A 16,350-nucleotide genomic window follows, 5' to 3' on the forward strand; every position below is an offset into this window, starting at 1 on the left:
ACCGCCACGGACTCCCGTTTTCGAACGGCGGTTTTGTGTACCCATTTACTCCTTGGCCGGGCCCGGCCTGCTTCGCCGTGCCCGTGAACCCTGAAAGGCGGCCTGCATGGGCTCTCGCGTACGCGTCTGGCTCAACCGCACGTACGCGGAGAACGTGTTCTTCATGGATCAGCTACGGCGAAATCCGTGCGGCCGGGCCGTCGAGATCCACGCGACCCACGGCGACGCCGACTCCCCCATCCTGGCCGCCGCCGACGTGGCCGCGCTGGAGCCGGAGGGGCTGTCCCCGGCGGCTTACGTCGAGTACGCGCTCGACCAGTGCGCCCGGCACTCCATCGATGTGTTCGTGCCGGTCCTGCACCAGGCGACGCTCGTCGAGCACCGCGAGGAGTTCGCCGCGGTCGGTACGGCGCTGCTCGCGCCGCCCGCGGAGGCCGTGCACACCTTCCAGGACAAGGTGATCGCGTACGAGGCGGTCGAGAAGCTCGGCATTCCGGCACCGCCGTGGTGGCGGGTGCGGACCGCGGAGGAGCTGGTCACGGCGGTCGACGCGTTGGAGGCCGACGGTCACAAGGCGTGCTTCAAGCCGGCCTCCGGGGCGGGCGGTGTCGGTTTCCGCATCATCACGCGGACCCCGTTCTCCCTGATGCATCTCAACGGCTTCCCCAGCCCGTACGTGCCGCTGGACATGGTCGTCGAGGCGCTGGAGCAGGCCGACGAGCCGGTCGACTGGCTGGTCATGCCGCGTCTGGAGCAGCCGGAGGTGTCCGTGGACTGCCTCACCGGTCCGGACGGGCGGGTACGGATGGCCGTGGGCCGGACCAAGAACGGCCGGCGGCGGGGCTTCACGCTCGACCCCAGGTGGATCGAGCCGTCCCGGTTGCTCGCCGAGTCGTTCGGGCTGCACTATCTGACGAACATTCAGTTCCGGATGCTCGGTGACGAGCCGGTCCTGATGGACGTGAACACCCGCCCGGCCGGCGGCCTGCACCAGCTCTCGCAGTGCGGCATCAACGCCCCTTGGGCGGCGGTGCGGTTGGCGCTCGGCGAGGAGCCCGGCGACGTGGTCCCGCCGTTCCTCGGCCAGGACTACACGGTGATCGCGGGACCGCGCGCGGTACGGCCGGTGTCACTGCCGCAGCAGCGCACGGACCTGGACCTTCCGGTTCCCCCGGCCACGACCACGACAGCCGCGGAGGCCGCCGTCGATGCACAGCCGGCACAGGCCGCCCAGACCACTCAGGCGCCTCATCCGGCACAGGCAGCTCAGGCGGCTCAGACTTCGGACAGCCCCTTGACCGTCTGATTGGCCCATACCGACTTGGTGAGCGCACCAACTCCCGTACCCGCCATACGTTCAGGGAGATCGCGCACGCCGGGCTTCCGGCTGAAGGGGTGCCCGGTCAGCCGACCGGGTACCCCCACGCCTTCGCCAACTCGGCCAGGCGAGGCGGCAGTTGGGCCGTCGGGTCGGCCTGGCGGGCCTGCTGGATGCGGCCCGACAGGGGCCTCCGCAGGGTTGAGCCCGAGCGCACGGAGGAGAGGACGAAGCCCGGCGAGTCCACCAGCCGCGGGGCGAGCGGCGCGGTGTACGAGTCCCCGTCGGTCCTGGGCGCGGGCATGGCGTCGAGATTCCGGCGCGGCGGGCTCACCGCCCGGGCCATCAGCCCTCCCCGGCGCCTCAGCCCCTTGCCGATCTCGGACGTTCGCGGGTCTCGCACGGTGACACCTTTCCCTCGCACTGCCCCACATCAGAGGTGCGACGGGCGAGCTCCAGGTGTCGTACAGGGAACAGGCACTGGTCACGGCGGGCGATTGACCCGCCGTGACCAGGCGTCTTACCGCTTCCTCAATTCTTCGTGGGAAGCGTGGTCACTTGTTCCCCACAGCCAGTCGCAGCGTCTGGATCTCGAAGGGCCGCAGGGTGACGGACACACTGTCGCCCTCCGTGTCCACTGTCGTCAGCGGGCGCTCCAGGAGATCGGTGAGCTGGGCGCCCGCGAGCGGGAAGCTCGTGCGCAGGGTGCCCTGTGCACGGCCGCCGAGGGACTCGTAGACGCGTACGACGACATCGCCCGAGGCGTCGTCGGCGAGCTTGACCGCCTCGATGGTCACGCCGCCACCGCCCTCCACGGACACGACCGGCTCGGGGGTGCCCGCCGAGTCCGCCACCCGCAGCGGCAGGTTGAGCGAGTAGCCCTCGGCGACCGCGTCCTCGATGGTCGCGCCGGGCAGCAGCGCGTACGTGAAGCGGTGCTTGCCCTGGTCGGCCTCCGGGTCCGGGATGCGCGGAGCGCGGACCAGGCTGAGGTGGACCGTGGTGGTCGTACCGCCGTCCTCGCGGACCGTGCGGGTGACGTCGTGGCCGTAGGTGGAGTCGTTGATGACCGCGACGCCGTAGCCCGGTTCGCCGATGTGGACCCAGCGGTGGCCGGAGACCTCGAAGCGGGCCGACTCCCAGCTGGTGTTGGTGTGCGTGGGCCGCTGGATGTGGCCGAACGCGATCTCGGCGGACGAGTGCGCCGCCCGGACGTCCACCGGGAAGCCCGCCTTGAGGAACTTCTCGGCCTCGTGCCAGTCGATGTCCGTCTCGAAGTCGATACGGGGGCTGCCGGCGCGCAGGCTGATCGTCTGGGTGATGCGCGAGCCCTTGCCGAAGGAGCGCTCCACACGGATCGCGCCCAGCAGCGGATCCTCCTCGACCACGGTCACCGACTCCGCGTCCAGCAGGTCCGTGTAGCGGTTCTTGTAGTGCTTGTCGACGTCCCACGCGTCCCAGTAGTTCGGGAGGTCCGTGTGCAGCCGGAGCAGGTTGCCCGTGTCGGCGAGGACCTCACGGCCACCGGCGCGCAGATCGCGTACGGAGGCCAGGGTGCCGTCCTCGGCGACCTCGACGCGGACCAGGCCGTTGTCGAGGACGCGGCCGGCGACCGTCACCGGCTCGGGTGCCTCGCCGGTGCCGAGGGGTGCGCTGCCGTTCGCGGGGACGACCGTGTGGGCGAGGGTGCCGTCGGTGGTCCGTACGACCTCCCGGCGTTCGACCGGGCTGGTGTTGAAGACGCGGGTGCCGCCCGTGCCGAGGGCGGTGACCGCCTCGGCGGTCAGCTCCTCGACCTCCTTGGCGACGCGCGCGTACTCGGCCTCCGCCTCGCGGTGCACCCAGGCGATGGACGAGCCCGGCAGGATGTCGTGGAACTGGTGGAGCAGGACCGTTTTCCAGAGCCGGTCGAGCTTCTCGTGCGGGTAGGCGTAGCCGGGTGCGTGCAGCGCGGCCGTCGTGGCCCACAACTCGGCCTCGCGGAGCTTGTGTTCGCTCCTGCGGTTGCCCTGCTTGGTGCGGGCCTGCGAGGTGTAGGTGGCGCGGTGCAGCTCCAGGTAGAGCTCGCCGACCCAGACGGGTGCGTCCGGGTACTCCTCGCGGGCCTTGGCGAAGAAGTCGTCGGGGTGCTCGATCTCGACCTTCGCCGAGCCCTCCAAGTCGGCGAGCCTGCGCGCCCGTTCCATGATCTCGCGGGTGGGGCCGCCGCCGCCGTCGCCCCAGCCGAAGGGGGCCAGCGAACGCGTCGCGGCGCCCTTCTCCTGGTAGTTGCGTGACGCGCGGGCCATCTCCTCGCCGCTGAAGCGCGCGTTGTAGGTGTCGACCGGCGGGAAGTGCGTGAAGATGCGCGTGCCGTCGATGCCCTCCCACCAGAACGTGTGGTGCGGGAACTTGTTGGTCTGGTTCCAGGAGATCTTCTGGGTCAGGAACCACTCGTTGCCGGCCAGCTTGGCGAGCTGCGGGTAGGCCGCGGTGTAGCCGAAGGAGTCGGGCAGCCAGACACCCTTGGTCTCGACGCCGAAGTGCTCGATGAAGAACCGCTTGCCGTGCACGAGTTGGCGGGCGACCGCCTCGCCGCCGGGCAGGTTGCCGTCGGCCTCGACCCACATGCCGCCGACCGGCGCCCACTGGCCCTTCTTGACGGACTCCTGGATGCGGGCCCAGACCTTCGGGTAGTTGTCGCGCACCCACTCGTACTGCTGGGCCTGCGAGCAGGCGAAGATGAAGTCGTCGTACTCGTCGGCGAGTGAGGTGACGTTCGAGAAGGTGCGGGACGTCTTGCGCTTGGTCTCGCGGATCGGCCAGAGCCAGGCGGAGTCGATGTGCGCGTGGCCGACGCCGGAGACGATGTGGGCGCTGGCGTTGGCGGGCTTGGACAGCGCGGGCTTGAGCGCGGCCCGTACGTCCGCCGCCGTGCCGGAGACGTCGTCGAGGTCCAGCAGGTCCAGGGCCCGGTCCAGGGTGTGCATGATCTCGTGCCGGCGCGGGTCGTGCTCGCCCAGCTCCAGCATCAGCTCGCGCAGCACCTGGATGTCCAGGTCGAGGTGCCAGACCTCCTCGTCGAGGATCGCGATGTCGGCGCGCTGGAAGGTGTAGATCGGCTTGTCGCCCGCGGTGAGCTTGTCGCCCATGGGCGTGATCTTGGAGAAGTTGTCGGCGAGGATGTCCGGGTTGGAGGCCGCCTCGACCAGGTAGTCGATCCGCTCGCCGCCGACGGCGGGGTTGGCGATCGCCACGTACTGGTTGAGCGGGTTGACCGCCTTCAGCGGGGTGCCGTCCGTGAGGTGGACGAGCGCCTCGGCCTGGTTGCCCGGCCAGTCGCCGATGAAGCCGAGGTCGATGACGGCCTCGACGCGCTTGCCGGCCCACTCGGCGGGCACCTGCCCGCGCATCCGGAACCAGGTGGTGCCCCACGGCGGCCCCCAGAGGGTGTCCATCGCGAAGGGCTCGTACGAGGCGGCCGCTGCCTCCTCGAAGGGGACGGGCTCGCCCGGAGCCTGCCAGGCCTCGACCTCGAACGGTACGGAGGCGGCGTAGATCGCGGTCTTGATGCGCTGGTCGTGGACGCGCTGGACGCGCTCTTCGATCCGGCGGCGTTCGTCGTGCATCTCAAGTCTCCAGGTAGCGGGGAAAGCGCTTACGCAAGGTACGCCAACCCAGGATGGGCACCGGTGTAGCCGTCGACCAACCTGCGGGCGACGTTCACGGAGTCGACGAGCGGGTGCAGGGCGAAGGCCTTCACGGCCGTCGTGCGGGAACGCGACTCGGCGGCGGCGAGCACCTCGCGCTCGACCGCCTTCACCGCGCAGACCAGACCGGTCGCGTGGTCCGGGAGCGGGGCGACGGCGACGGGATGGGCGCCGTTCGCGTCGACGAGGCAGGGCACCTCGATGACGGCGTCCGTGTCGAGCACCGAGAGGGTGCCCTGGTTACGGACGTTGAGGATCAGGGTGGTGCGCTCGTCGCGGGCGATGGCCCGCATCAGGGCGAGCGCCACCTTCTCGTAGCCGCCGGAGAGGTCGTCGGCGTCACGCTCGCCCGCGCCGGCCGTCTCCCGGTTCTCCGACATGTACGTGGCCTCGCGCTCGGCGCGCGTACGGTCCCAGGCGGTGAGGGCCGAAGCGTCGGGCCGCTTCATCTCCTCGTAGAAGTGCTCCTGCTGGTCGCGGAGGAACGCGCCGCGGGTCTTCTCGGCCTCGCTGTAGGCGCGGACCGCTTCCCGGTTGAAGTAGTAGTAGTGCAGGTACTCGTTCGGGATCGCGCCGAGCGACTGGAGCCACTCGGTGCCGAAGAGCTTGCCCTCCTCGAAGGAGCCGAGGAGGTCCGGGTCGGCGAGCAGCCGCGGGAGTTCGTCGCGTCCGGCGACGTGCAGGCCGCGGACCCAGCCGAGGTGGTTGAGGCCGACGTAGTCGATCCAGGCCTCGCGCGGATTGGCGCCGAGCACCCGGGCGATACGGCGGCCGAGGCCGACCGGCGAGTCGCAGATGCCGATGACGCGGTCGCCGAGGTGGCGGGACATGGCCTCGGTGACGAGCCCCGCCGGGTTGGTGAAGTTGATGAGCCAGGCGTCGGGCGCGAGCCGGGCCACACGCCGGGCGATGTCCACGGCGACGGGCACCGTGCGCAGCCCGTACGCGATGCCTCCGGCGCCGACCGTCTCCTGGCCGAGGACGCCCTGATCGAGGGCGACGCGCTCGTCGGCCGCGCGGCCTTCGAGGCCGCCGACGCGGATCGCGGAGAAGATGAAGTCGGCGCCGCGCAGCGCTTCGTCGAGATCGGTGGTGGCGGTCACGGTCGGTGCGTCGGGGACGTCCGCCGCCTGCTCGGCGAGGACGCGGGCGACGGCGGAGAGCCGTCCCGCGTCCAGGTCGTGCAGCACGACGTCGGTGACACGGCCCTCACCGCGGTCCCCGAGGAGCGCCCCGTACACGAGCGGCACCCGGAATCCTCCGCCGCCCAGAATCGTCAGCTTCACGCAACTGCCCTTTCGATGTTCGTCGAGGCCCTTGAGTCCCTCGATGTCCGCGAACCGACGCGCACGCCGTTCACGTGAGCACCACGCGCACACCCGCCTCCTCAAGGGCGGACCGCGTCCCGGCGTCCGCCGGTCCGTTGGTCACCACCACGTCGAGTTCCTCGGGCCCGCAGACCTTGGCCATCCCCGTACCCGGGAACTTGGCGCGGTCGGCGAGCAGGACGACCCGGTCGGCCGCCTTGATCATGGCCCGCTTGACCGGCACTTCGACGACCGTCGTGTCCATCACCTGCCCGCCGGGGCGCACTCCACTGGTGCCGAGGAAGAGCCAGTTCGCGTGCAGCTGACGCAGGTTGTCCTCGGTGAGGAAGCCGACCAGTGAGCGGTACTCGCGGCGGACCATCCCGCCGAGCAGCACCAGTTCGATGCCCTCGTCGTCCACCAGCTCCTCGTAGACCACGAGGTTGCTGGTGATCACGGTGATCCGGCGGCCGTGCAGCTGCCGGGCCAGCCGGTAGGCGGTGGTGCCGATGTCGAGCAGCACCGACTGGCCGTCCTCGACCATCGCGGCGGCACGCTCGGCTATGGCGTCCTTCTCGGCCACGCGCACCTCGGCGACCTCGGCGAAGGGCTGGTCGCCGTCCTCGGCGACCGCCCCGCCGTGCACGCGGGTGAGCAGGCCCTCCTCCTCCAGTTTGAGCAGGTCGCGCCGGACTGTGGCGGGGCTCACACCGAGCTGCTCCGAGAGGTCGGTAACGGCCGCGGGGCCCCCGTTGCGCAGGGCCCGCAGGATGAGTTGATGTCGTCTCTCTGCCAGCACGCGCTGAACAGTACTCGTCATTCGCAATCATTTCTATGCTCAGTTCTGCTCGACTCTTGCCAAATCGGCCCGAGGCGCGCACGATCCTGTCCACCGAAACACGATCCCGTGCATCGAAAGTGAAGAGTTTTGACGAGAGGATGCGCTCGTGGGTGATGAACGGCCCGACGCGCGGCCCGATGTGCTGCTGACCGGGCTGCTCTTCTACGACCTCGTCCTGACGGGTCTGGGCAAACCGCCGACTCCCGGCGAGGAGATCTGGACCGACGGGATGGGCACGAGCCCGGGCGGGATAGCGAACCTGGCCGTGGCCGCGGCCCGCTACGGCCTGCGGACGTCGCTGGCCACGGTGTTCGGCGACGACTACTACGGCGCCCACTGCCGTGACGTCCTCGCCGGCCAGGAGCACATCGACCTCTCGCTCTCCCGTACCGCGGACGGCTGGCACACCCCCGTCACCGTCTCGATCGCGTACGGCCACGACCGGGCCCTGGTCACCCACGGCCAGGAACCCCCGTACTCGCAGGACGCGCTCATGGGCGACCCGCCCGCCGCGCGCACGGCCCTCGTCCACATCGAGGCCGAACCCCGCGAGTGGCTCGCCAAGGCGGCGGCGAACGGTACGAAGATCTACGCGGACGTCGGCTGGGATCCCACCCAGCAGTGGTCCTCGGCGCTCCTCGACCAGCTCGCCCTGTGCCACGCCTTCGTCCCGAACGACGCCGAGGCGATGGCGTACACCCGCACCGACACCGCGGCCGACGCGCTCAGCAAGCTCTCCGAGCTGGTGCCGGTGGCCGTGGTCACCCGCGGCGGCGACGGCGCGATCGCCGTCGACCAGACCACGGGCGAGTACGCGGACGTACCCGCCCTCGCCACCGAGGTGCTGGACGCGACGGGTGCCGGAGACGTCTTCGGCGCGAGTTTCGTCGCGGCCTCCCTCGAAGGGTGGCCCCTCGAAGAGCGGCTGCGCTTCGCGGTGCTGGCCGCCGGACTGTCCGTGCAGCGGCACGGCGGGGCTCTCGCCGCGCCCGGCTGGTACGGCGTCCACCGGTGGTGGCAGTCGGTCCGGAATGCCGAGAACCCCGAGAACCTCGAAAACACCGAACTGCGGCGTGCGTACGGCTTCCTGGCCGACCGCATGCCCGCGGACCCCGGCCCACCGGTCCCCCACGCCCCGGTGACCCCACCCGCCCCCCACGGCGTTCCCGATCTCCCCTGATGCGAAGACCGAACACATCCGAAAGGCGGTGGGAGCTGTGCGGCTCTCACGAAGGGGCCTGCTCCGCGCGGGTCTGGCCGGTACGGCCGCCACGGCGCTCGGCGGCCTGGCGTCCGGCTGCGCCGTACCGACCGGCTCGACCGGGCGGAACATGGTCCTGTGGTACTGGAGCGGCGGGCTGAGTCCCAAGGTCGTCGACCAGGCCAAGGCGCGCTACGACAGCGCGGTAAGCCTCCAGGCCATCCAGATCGGCGGCTACTACCGCTCCAAGCTGATGACCACGTTGACAGGGCGGGCCCACGTCCCGGACATCACCGGGCTCAAGGGCGAGGACATGGCCTCGTACCTGCCGAACTCCGACCAGTTCATCGACCTGCGCACGCTGGGAGCGGACAAGCTCAAGGACCAGTACCTGCCCTGGAAGTGGAACGAGGGCATCGCCGAGGACGGCTCGATGGTGGGCTTCCCGATCGACTGCGGTCCGGTCGCGCACTACTACCAGCCGGCCACCTTCGAGAAGGCCGGGCTGCCGTACGAACCCGAGGACGTCTCCAGGGAACTGGCCACCTGGGACCAGTTCATGGCGGCCGGTGAGCAGCTCAAGAAGCGCGTCCCCGGCGCGTTCATCCTCACCGACGCCCTGAGCATCTACGGCATCTCGGTCAATCAGACGACCAAGCGGTGGGTCGACAAGGACCGGCACTTCATCGGCGACCAGGAGCATGTGCGCACGGCCTGGGACCGGGCCGTCGAGGCCACCCGCCGCGGGCTCGTCTCGAAGATCATCAACGGAACGCCGGACAACATCTCGGCCACGGAGCGGGGTCTGCTGCCCAGCCAGCTGAACGCCTCCTGGGCAGCCGGCGACATCAAGCTCAACACACCGAAGACCAAGGGCAAGTGGCGGGTGGCCAGCTGTCCGGGCGGACCGTCGAACATCGGCGGCTCGTTCCTGGCGATCACCAAGGCGTGCCGGGAGCCGGAGAAGGCCTTCGAGATGATCACCTGGATGCTCAACGCGGACAACCAGGCGCAGGGCTTCGTCGACTCGGTGCTCTTCCCGTCGACTCCGGCCTCCTACGAGCTGAAGAAGCTGCGCGAACCTGACGCGTTCTTCGGCAACCAGATCACCATGGACGTCTTCGGACCTGCGGCGGAGAAGATCCCGGTCGCCTACAACAGCCCGTACGACGTCGCGCTCAAGACCCCGATCGACGACGAGCTGAAGAACTTCTCCATCCTCGGCAAAGACCCGGACAAGGCATGGAGGGACGCCATGAAGAAGTGCAGGCGCATCGCCGACCATCTGGGGGTGACCTACTGACATGGCTACCGCACCTCTGCTTGAGACGCCCCCGCCACCCGTCGCCGAGCCCCCCGCCGTACGCCCGTCCAAGGGCATCCTGAGCCACTGGCGGCTGTACCTCGCGATCTCGCCCTTCTACCTGCTCTTCCTGGCCTTCGGCCTGATCCCGGTCGGCTTCTCGCTGTACCTGTCGTTCCACCGCTGGGACGGACTCGGTTCGATGGAGTTCGCCGGGCTGTCGCAGTACCGCTATCTGATCTCCGACAGCCAGTTCTGGGACTCGATCGGGAACACGCTCGTCATCTGGGCACTGGCCACCATCCCCATGATCTTCCTGGCGATGGTCACGGCCGTGATGCTCAACTCGGCGGTCCGCTTCAAGAACCTCTACCGCTTCGCCTTCTTCCTGCCGAACGTCACCTCGATCGTGGCGGTCGCGATCATCTTCGGCTCCGTCTTCTCCACCAACTTCGGCCTGATGAACGCCCTGTTGCAGGCGGTCGGCCTGGACCAGGTGGCCTGGCTGAACACGCCCTGGGGCATCAAGATCGCCATCGCCACGCTCATGACCTGGCAGTGGACCGGCTACAACGCGATCATCTTCCTCGCCGGTCTGCAGACGATCCCGGGCGAGCTGTACGAGGCGGCGCGCATGGACGGTGCCGGGCCCGTGCAGACCTTCTTCCGCATCACGCTGCCGATGATGCGTCCGGTGCTGCTCTTCGTGCTCGTCATCTCGACCGTCACCGGACTGCAGACCTTCTCCGAGCCACAGGTGCTGCTGCAGACCACCGACAACAACTCGTCGTTCGCGGGCGGTCCGGGCCACTCCGGCCAGACCATGGTCCTCTACTTCTTCCAGCAGACCTTCGACAACAACGACTTCGGCTACGGCGCGGCCGTGGCCTGGGGCATCTTCCTCGTCGTCATCATCTTCTCGATCATCAACTGGCGCCTGGTACAGCGCCGGGGCGAAGACTAGGGGGCCCCGTAACCATGGCATTCATCAAACTCGGGACACGTCCCGGCCGGGGCATCAAAGGCGACCAGCGCCGGGGCATCGCACTCCATCTCTCCCTGATCGTCGGCCTGTTGCTCTCGGTCTTCCCGTTCTACTGGGCCGTGATCATGTCGACGCACTCGTCGACCGAGATCTTCTCCTACCCGCCGAAGCTGCTGCCGGGCACGCACTTCCTCGACAACGTCCGCAATCTCTTCGACAACATCGACTTCTTCGGATCGATGTTCAACTCACTGCTCGTCGCTCTCTCGGTGACGTTCCTCGTCCTGTTCTTCGACTCGCTGGCGGCCTTCGTCTTCGCCAAGTTCCGGTTCCCCGGCCGCCGGATGCTGTTCGTGCTGATGATGGCGATCTTCATGGTCCCCGCGCAGCTCCAGGCCATCCCGCAGTTCGTGATCATGGCGAAACTGGGCTGGATCGGCTCGATGACCGCGCTGATCGTGCCGGCCGCCGCGAACGCGTTCGGCATCTTCTGGATGCGCCAGTACATGAAGAGCGCGATCCACGACGAGCTGCTCGACGCGTCCAAGATCGACGGGGCGAGCTTCATGCGCCAGTACTGGCACGTGGCCCTGCCGGTCGTCCGGCCCGGTCTCGCCTTCCTCGGCATCTTCACGTTCATGGGCCAGTGGAACGACTACGCCTGGCCGTTGATCGCCCTCACCAACCCGGACAACGTGACCCTCCAGGTCGCCCTGTCCCAGCTCAACGGAGTCCACGGCACGACCGACTACGGAATGGTCATGACGGGCGCGCTCCTCGCGCTGGTCCCGCTGCTGATCGTCTTCGCGATCGGCGCCAAGCAGATCATCGCGGATCTCGGCAAGGGAGCCATTCGCTGATGCGACGCGATCACCTGATCGCCCTGCGCCCCTGGGAGGCACCGGAGGTGACCTCCTGGGGGCGGCTGGCCATGAACGCGGTGGACCGGCGCTCCGGCGCGCTGTCCCTGGACGGCTCCTGGCACTTCCAGCTGCTGCCCTCGCCCATGGGCTGCTCGGGCGAGTGGACGCGGACCGAGGTGCCGGGCACCTGGACCACGCAGAGCGGCGACGACCTGCCGCAGTACACCAACGCACAGATGCCGTGGGGCGAGTTCCCGCCGGCCTCGCCCGCCGCCAACCCGACGGGCATATACGAGCGTTCCGTCGACATCCCCGCCGAGTGGGCCGGACGCCGGATCGTGCTCCAGGTCGGCGCGGCCGAGAGCGTTCTCCTGGTCCATGTGAACGGCCGTCCGGTCGGCATCTCCAAGGACTCCCACCTCGCGGCCGAGTTCGACCTCTCCGACGTCGTACGCCCCGGGGACCCGGCGACCATCCGGTTCACCGTGGTCAAGTGGTCCGACGCCTCGCACATCGAGGACCAGGACCAGTGGTGGCACGCCGGGATCACCCGCTCGGTGCTCCTGTACGCGACCGATCCGCTGCATCTCGCGGACGTGACCGTGCGGGCCCGGCGGGACGGACGGCTCCGGGTCGACTGCCAGGTGCGCGACGCGGCGGGTCCACTGCCTCAGGGCTGGTACGTCACCGGGGCGCTGGAGGGTCAACTCCTCGCCCAGGACACCGAGTTCGACCGCTTCAACGCCGAGGACATGCGGGTGTCCGACTTCCTCGGTGAGGCCCGGCTGCGGGGCACCGTGGAGAACGTGTGGCCGTGGACCGCCGAGACACCCGAGCTGTACGACCTGACCGTGCGGCTGCACCGGGCCGACGGTTCGGTCGCCGACACCTCCCGCCACCGGGTCGGGTTCCGGGACGTCGAGATCCGCGGCCGGGACCTGCTGGTCAACGGCGAGCGCGTCTACATCCGGGGCGTCAACCGGCACGACTTCCACCCGCTGACCGGCCGGACGGTCACCGCGGACGACATGCGCGCGGACCTGGTCGTCATGAAGCGCTTCGGCTTCAACGCGATCCGCACCGCCCACTACCCGAACGACCCGACGCTGTACGACCTCGCCGACGAGCTGGGCTTCTACGTCGTGGACGAGGCGAACATCGAGTCGCACGACCACGCCCACGAGATCGCCGACGACCCCCGCTATCTGCCCGCCTTCGTGGACCGGGTCTCGCGCATGGTGCTGCGCGACAAGAACCACCCGTCGGTCATCGTCTGGTCGCTCGGCAACGAGTCCGACTACGGCGCCAACCACGACGCGGCGGCGGGCTGGGTCCGCCGCCACGATCCGACCCGGCCGATCCAGTACGAGGGGGCGGCCAAGCTCGACTGGGCGGATCCGACGGCCGCGTCCGACATCGTCTGCCCGATGTACGCGCCGATCGAGGACTGCGTCGCCCACGCCCTGTCGGGGAAGCAGACCATGCCGCTCATCCAGTGCGAGTACTCGCACGCCATGGGCAACAGCAACGGCACGCTCGCCGACACCTGGGCCGCCATCGAGTCGACCCCGGGTCTTCAGGGCGGCTTCATCTGGGAGTTCTGGGACCACGGCATTCTCCAGCGTGTGAACGACGGAAGACCTGCCGGGCGTGGGGGCGCCGGACTGTACGAGCACGGAGTCGCCGCGCCCGGCCATCGCTGGGCCTACGGCGGCGACTTCGGCGAGACCATCCACGACGGGGCGTTCATCGCCGACGGCGTGGTGTTCCCGGACCGCACGCCCAAGCCCGTGATGTACGAGCACCGGGAGATCGCGGCGCCGGTCCGCCTCACCTACGACCAGGGCGTGCTACTGGTCCACAACCGGCAGCACTTCCGGGGCCTGGAATGGCTGGCGGCCGAGTGGCGTCTCGTGCGCGCCGACGGCGGTCGCCAGGAAACGCTGCGCACCCCGGCCGAGCTGCCCGACGTACTGCCGGGCGAGTCGGCGGCGGTGCCGCTGCCCTTCCCCGTTCCGGAGGGCGAGTCCTGGCTGACGCTGCGGGTCGTCACCGCGGACGACGAGGCCTGGGCACCGCTCGGCACCGAGGTGTGTCTGCCGCAGGTCCGGCTGGGCGAGGCCGTCGCCGACGCGGCGCCGGAGCCCGCGTCCGGCCCGGCCGTCACACTGGACGCGGACGCGCTGCTGGTCCATCCGCTGCTGACCGCCGCGCCCGTGCTCTCGCTGTGGCGGGCGCCCACCGACAACGACGAGCTGGGTGGCATGGCGGCCCGCTGGCGCGACTGGGGGCTCGACGCGCTCGTACGCAAGGTCGTGGACGTACGCGAGGAGGGCTCCCGGGTCGTCGTGGTCGCCGAGTACGCGACCGGGGCCGGGCCCGTCCGCCACGAGCAGGTGTTCACCCAGGTCGCCGGCGGCCTCCGGGTCGAGGAGTCGGCCGAACTGCCGGAGGGCCTCGACGACGTGGCCCGCGTCGGCACGGTCTTCGAGACGGCTCCCGGGCTCGATGTCCTGGACTGGTACGGGCAGGGCCCCTGGGAGTCCTACCCGGACCGGAGCACGGGCGCGCCCGTGGGGCACCACTCGCTCCCGGTGGACGAGCTGTTCACCCCTTATCTGCGGCCCCAGGAGAGCGGCGGCCGGCACGGTATGCGGCGGTTCACGCTGTCGGCGCCGGACGCCACGGGGCTCACCGTGGAGCTCGGGGCGCCGGGGCAGGTCTCCGTCAACCGCTACCGGGCCGAGGAGCTGGCCGCCGCCGCGCACCACGACGAGCTGGTGCCGCGGCCCGGCTGTGTCGTGCACCTCGACGCCGCGCACCGGGGGCTCGGCACGGCGTCGTGCGGGCCCGACACCTCGGCCGAGTACCTCGTCGCGCCGGGCACCCATCGGTGGGCCTGGACGCTGCGCGTGCTCTGAGCCCCGTTTCCGCAAGCCACGCATCCCCCTTTCACGGAGCAGACGTGTGTACTTCGCATGAGCACGACCAGACCCACTGCGAGGCCGAGCAGGCCGGCGCCGGCCGACGGAACTTCCTGCGGGCGACCGCGCTGATCGGCGCCGCCACGGCGGCGGTCGCACTGCCCGCGGCCACCACACAGGCGGTGCCCGGCTCGAAGGCCCGTTGGAGACCCGACCCCGACAGCCGCCGCTTCACACTGGCCGTGATGCCCGACACGCAGTACCTCTTCGACGGGCCCAGCATCGACAAGGCACCCGTGGAGGCGTCCCTGCGCTATCTGCTGGACCACGGGCGCGACGAGAACATCGTGTTCCTGTCCCACCTCGGCGACCTGACGCAGAACGGTGCGAAGGCGGAGTGCGCGGCGATCGGCGAGGCGTTCCGGCTGCTGGACCGGCAGGGCGTCGGCTACAGCGTCCTGGCGGGCAACCACGACGTGAAGTCGTCGACGGACGACCAGCGCGGCCCGACCCCGTACCTGGACGTCTTCGGCCCGGACCGCTTCAAGGGCAGGTCCACGTACGGGGGCGCCTCGCCGGACGGCTACAACTCCTTCCACCTCTTCCGGGCGGCCGGGCGGGAGTGGATGGTGCTCGCGCTGGACTGGCGGCTGTCGGCGAAGGGCTTCGCATGGGCCAAGGACGTCGTCGCCCGGCACCCGAAGACCCCGGTGATCCTCACGACGCACGAACTGGTCGACGAGAACGACTCGCTCTCCTCGTACGGGCAGCAGCTGTGGGACCAGCTCGTCGAGGACCACGACCAGATCTTCCTCACCCTCAACGGCCACTACTGGCCGGCGGCCAGGGCAACACGCAAGAACGCGGCGGGACATGACGTCCACCTGCACCTGACGAACTATCAGAACCGCTACTTCGGCGGCGCGGCGATGATCCGCCTCTACCGCTTCGACCTCGACCGGAACACCGTGGACGTGGAGACGGTCTCCCCGTGGATCCTCGGCCGGGCCGCGAAGGGGCTCAACGAGCTGGAGCGCCAGGAGAGCGAACTCAGCGGTGACGCCGACCGGTTCTCGGTCGGGATCGACTTCGAGGAGCGCTTCTCCGGCTTCGCCCCGGTGCCCGCGCGTCCGGCGCGTCCCGCGTCGAGGATGCTGATACCGGGCACGGTGGCGTACTGGCGCTTCGACGGCGAGGACGACGGGGCCGCCGTGACCGGCACGGTCCGCGATGTGTCCGGGCACGGCAACGACCTCTCCGTGGTCACGGTGGCCGGCGGCTCGCTCACCTGGTCGTCGGACCACCATCCGGACCAGCCGGGCCACGGCAGTCTGGACTTCCACGGCGGCAAGCCTCCGCTCAAGGGCGCCTATCTGCGGACGGTCGACCGCGCGCCGCTCAACTCCGCCACTTTCAAAGCGGGTTACACCATCGAGGCCTTCTACCGGCTGCCCGCCGACTGGGACCCCTCGCGCGACGCGTGGGCCGGGCTGCTCGGCCGCACCGGTACCGGCGGCGCCGCGGGCAAGACCGCCGACGACCCGGACGAGCCCCTCGCCACGCTGTCACTGTCGAACGACCGCGAGCCGCAGTGGGCCATGCGCCCGCTCAACCAGCAGGGAATCGCGACCAACTGGGGCCAGCAGACCCCGTTGGAGACGTGGTGGCACCTCGCTCTCGTCAACGACGGACGGCACACCACCCTGTATGTGCAGGGCTGCCCGGTGGTGCGCAACCCGAAGGCCTCGTCCGTCGGGATCACCTCGGTCGGGCTGCCCTGGATCCTCGGCGGCTACGAGTACGCCGGGAAAATCGACCAGATCCTGCACGGACGGCTCGGTGACGTGCGGATCGTCGAACGCGCCCTGCCCGTCACGTCGTTCATGAACCACTGATCCATCGACCTTCGAGGGACTCAC

The 16,350-nt window shown here is 69.8% G+C and carries 11 protein-coding genes; 7 read left to right on the forward strand and 4 right to left on the reverse strand.

The genetic code is table 11. The annotated features are described in order from the left end of the window. Positions 1-106 precede the first annotated feature (106 nt). The gene (locus ACH4YP_RS03025) at positions 107-1,306 is read left to right on the forward strand and encodes an ATP-grasp domain-containing protein (protein ID WP_398489056.1); all 1,200 of its coding nucleotides are present in this window, start codon (positions 107-109) and stop codon (positions 1,304-1,306) included. A gap of 97 nt (positions 1,307-1,403) precedes the next feature. On the opposite strand, the gene ACH4YP_RS03030 is transcribed toward ACH4YP_RS03025, so the two are convergent. The 4 genes from ACH4YP_RS03030 to ACH4YP_RS03045 all read right to left on the reverse strand — a co-directional run bounded on the left by ACH4YP_RS03030 (position 1,404) and on the right by ACH4YP_RS03045 (position 7,113). Next, on the reverse strand, positions 1,404-1,721 hold the full coding sequence (locus ACH4YP_RS03030) for a hypothetical protein (protein ID WP_361051512.1): 318 nt from the start codon (positions 1,719-1,721) through the stop codon (positions 1,404-1,406). 151 nt (positions 1,722-1,872) lie between these two features. Beyond that, the gene (locus ACH4YP_RS03035; protein ID WP_398489057.1) at positions 1,873-4,926 is read right to left on the reverse strand and encodes an alpha-mannosidase; all 3,054 of its coding nucleotides are present in this window, start codon (positions 4,924-4,926) and stop codon (positions 1,873-1,875) included. Between the two features lie 29 nt (positions 4,927-4,955). After that, positions 4,956-6,293: a 6-phospho-beta-glucosidase gene (locus ACH4YP_RS03040; RefSeq protein WP_398489058.1), complete on the reverse strand. Its 1,338-nt coding sequence runs from the start codon at positions 6,291-6,293 to the stop codon at positions 4,956-4,958. Positions 6,294-6,363: 70 nt separating this feature from the next. Further along, a complete protein-coding gene (locus tag ACH4YP_RS03045) occupies positions 6,364-7,113 on the reverse strand; it encodes a DeoR/GlpR family DNA-binding transcription regulator (protein ID WP_361051503.1) in 750 nt (249 codons plus the stop codon). 148 nt (positions 7,114-7,261) lie between these two features. On the opposite strand from ACH4YP_RS03045, the gene ACH4YP_RS03050 reads away from it, so the two are divergent. The 6 genes from ACH4YP_RS03050 to ACH4YP_RS03075 are packed head-to-tail and all read left to right on the forward strand — an operon-like array spanning position 7,262 to position 16,326. Next, positions 7,262-8,335, forward strand: coding sequence for a carbohydrate kinase family protein (locus ACH4YP_RS03050; protein WP_398489059.1), 1,074 nt, complete (start codon positions 7,262-7,264; stop codon positions 8,333-8,335). 37 nt (positions 8,336-8,372) lie between these two features. Further along, on the forward strand, positions 8,373-9,659 hold the full coding sequence (locus ACH4YP_RS03055; protein ID WP_398489060.1) for an ABC transporter substrate-binding protein: 1,287 nt from the start codon (positions 8,373-8,375) through the stop codon (positions 9,657-9,659). A 1-nt stretch (position 9,660) separates the two neighbouring features. Next, complete coding sequence (locus ACH4YP_RS03060; protein WP_361051495.1) at positions 9,661-10,623, forward strand: sugar ABC transporter permease; 963 nt, start codon at positions 9,661-9,663, stop codon at positions 10,621-10,623. Positions 10,624-10,637: 14 nt separating this feature from the next. After that, positions 10,638-11,504 carry a carbohydrate ABC transporter permease gene (locus ACH4YP_RS03065; protein ID WP_361051492.1) on the forward strand — a complete coding sequence of 289 codons (867 nt, stop codon included), beginning with the start codon at positions 10,638-10,640 and terminating at the stop codon, positions 11,502-11,504. Continuing rightward, positions 11,504-14,428 (forward strand): glycoside hydrolase family 2 TIM barrel-domain containing protein, encoded by a 2,925-nt coding sequence (locus ACH4YP_RS03070; RefSeq protein WP_398489062.1) that lies wholly within the window; start codon positions 11,504-11,506, stop codon positions 14,426-14,428. Before ACH4YP_RS03065 ends, ACH4YP_RS03070 begins: the two co-directional genes overlap by 1 nt. Before the next feature lie 44 nt (positions 14,429-14,472). Continuing rightward, positions 14,473-16,326, forward strand: a complete 1,854-nt coding sequence (locus ACH4YP_RS03075; RefSeq protein ID WP_398489063.1) for a LamG-like jellyroll fold domain-containing protein — start codon at positions 14,473-14,475, stop codon at positions 16,324-16,326. Positions 16,327-16,350 lie beyond the last annotated feature (24 nt).

Origin of the sequence: Streptomyces sp. NPDC020747, assembly GCF_044334695.1 — a bacterium.
GTDB lineage: Bacteria > Actinomycetota > Actinomycetes > Streptomycetales > Streptomycetaceae > Streptomyces.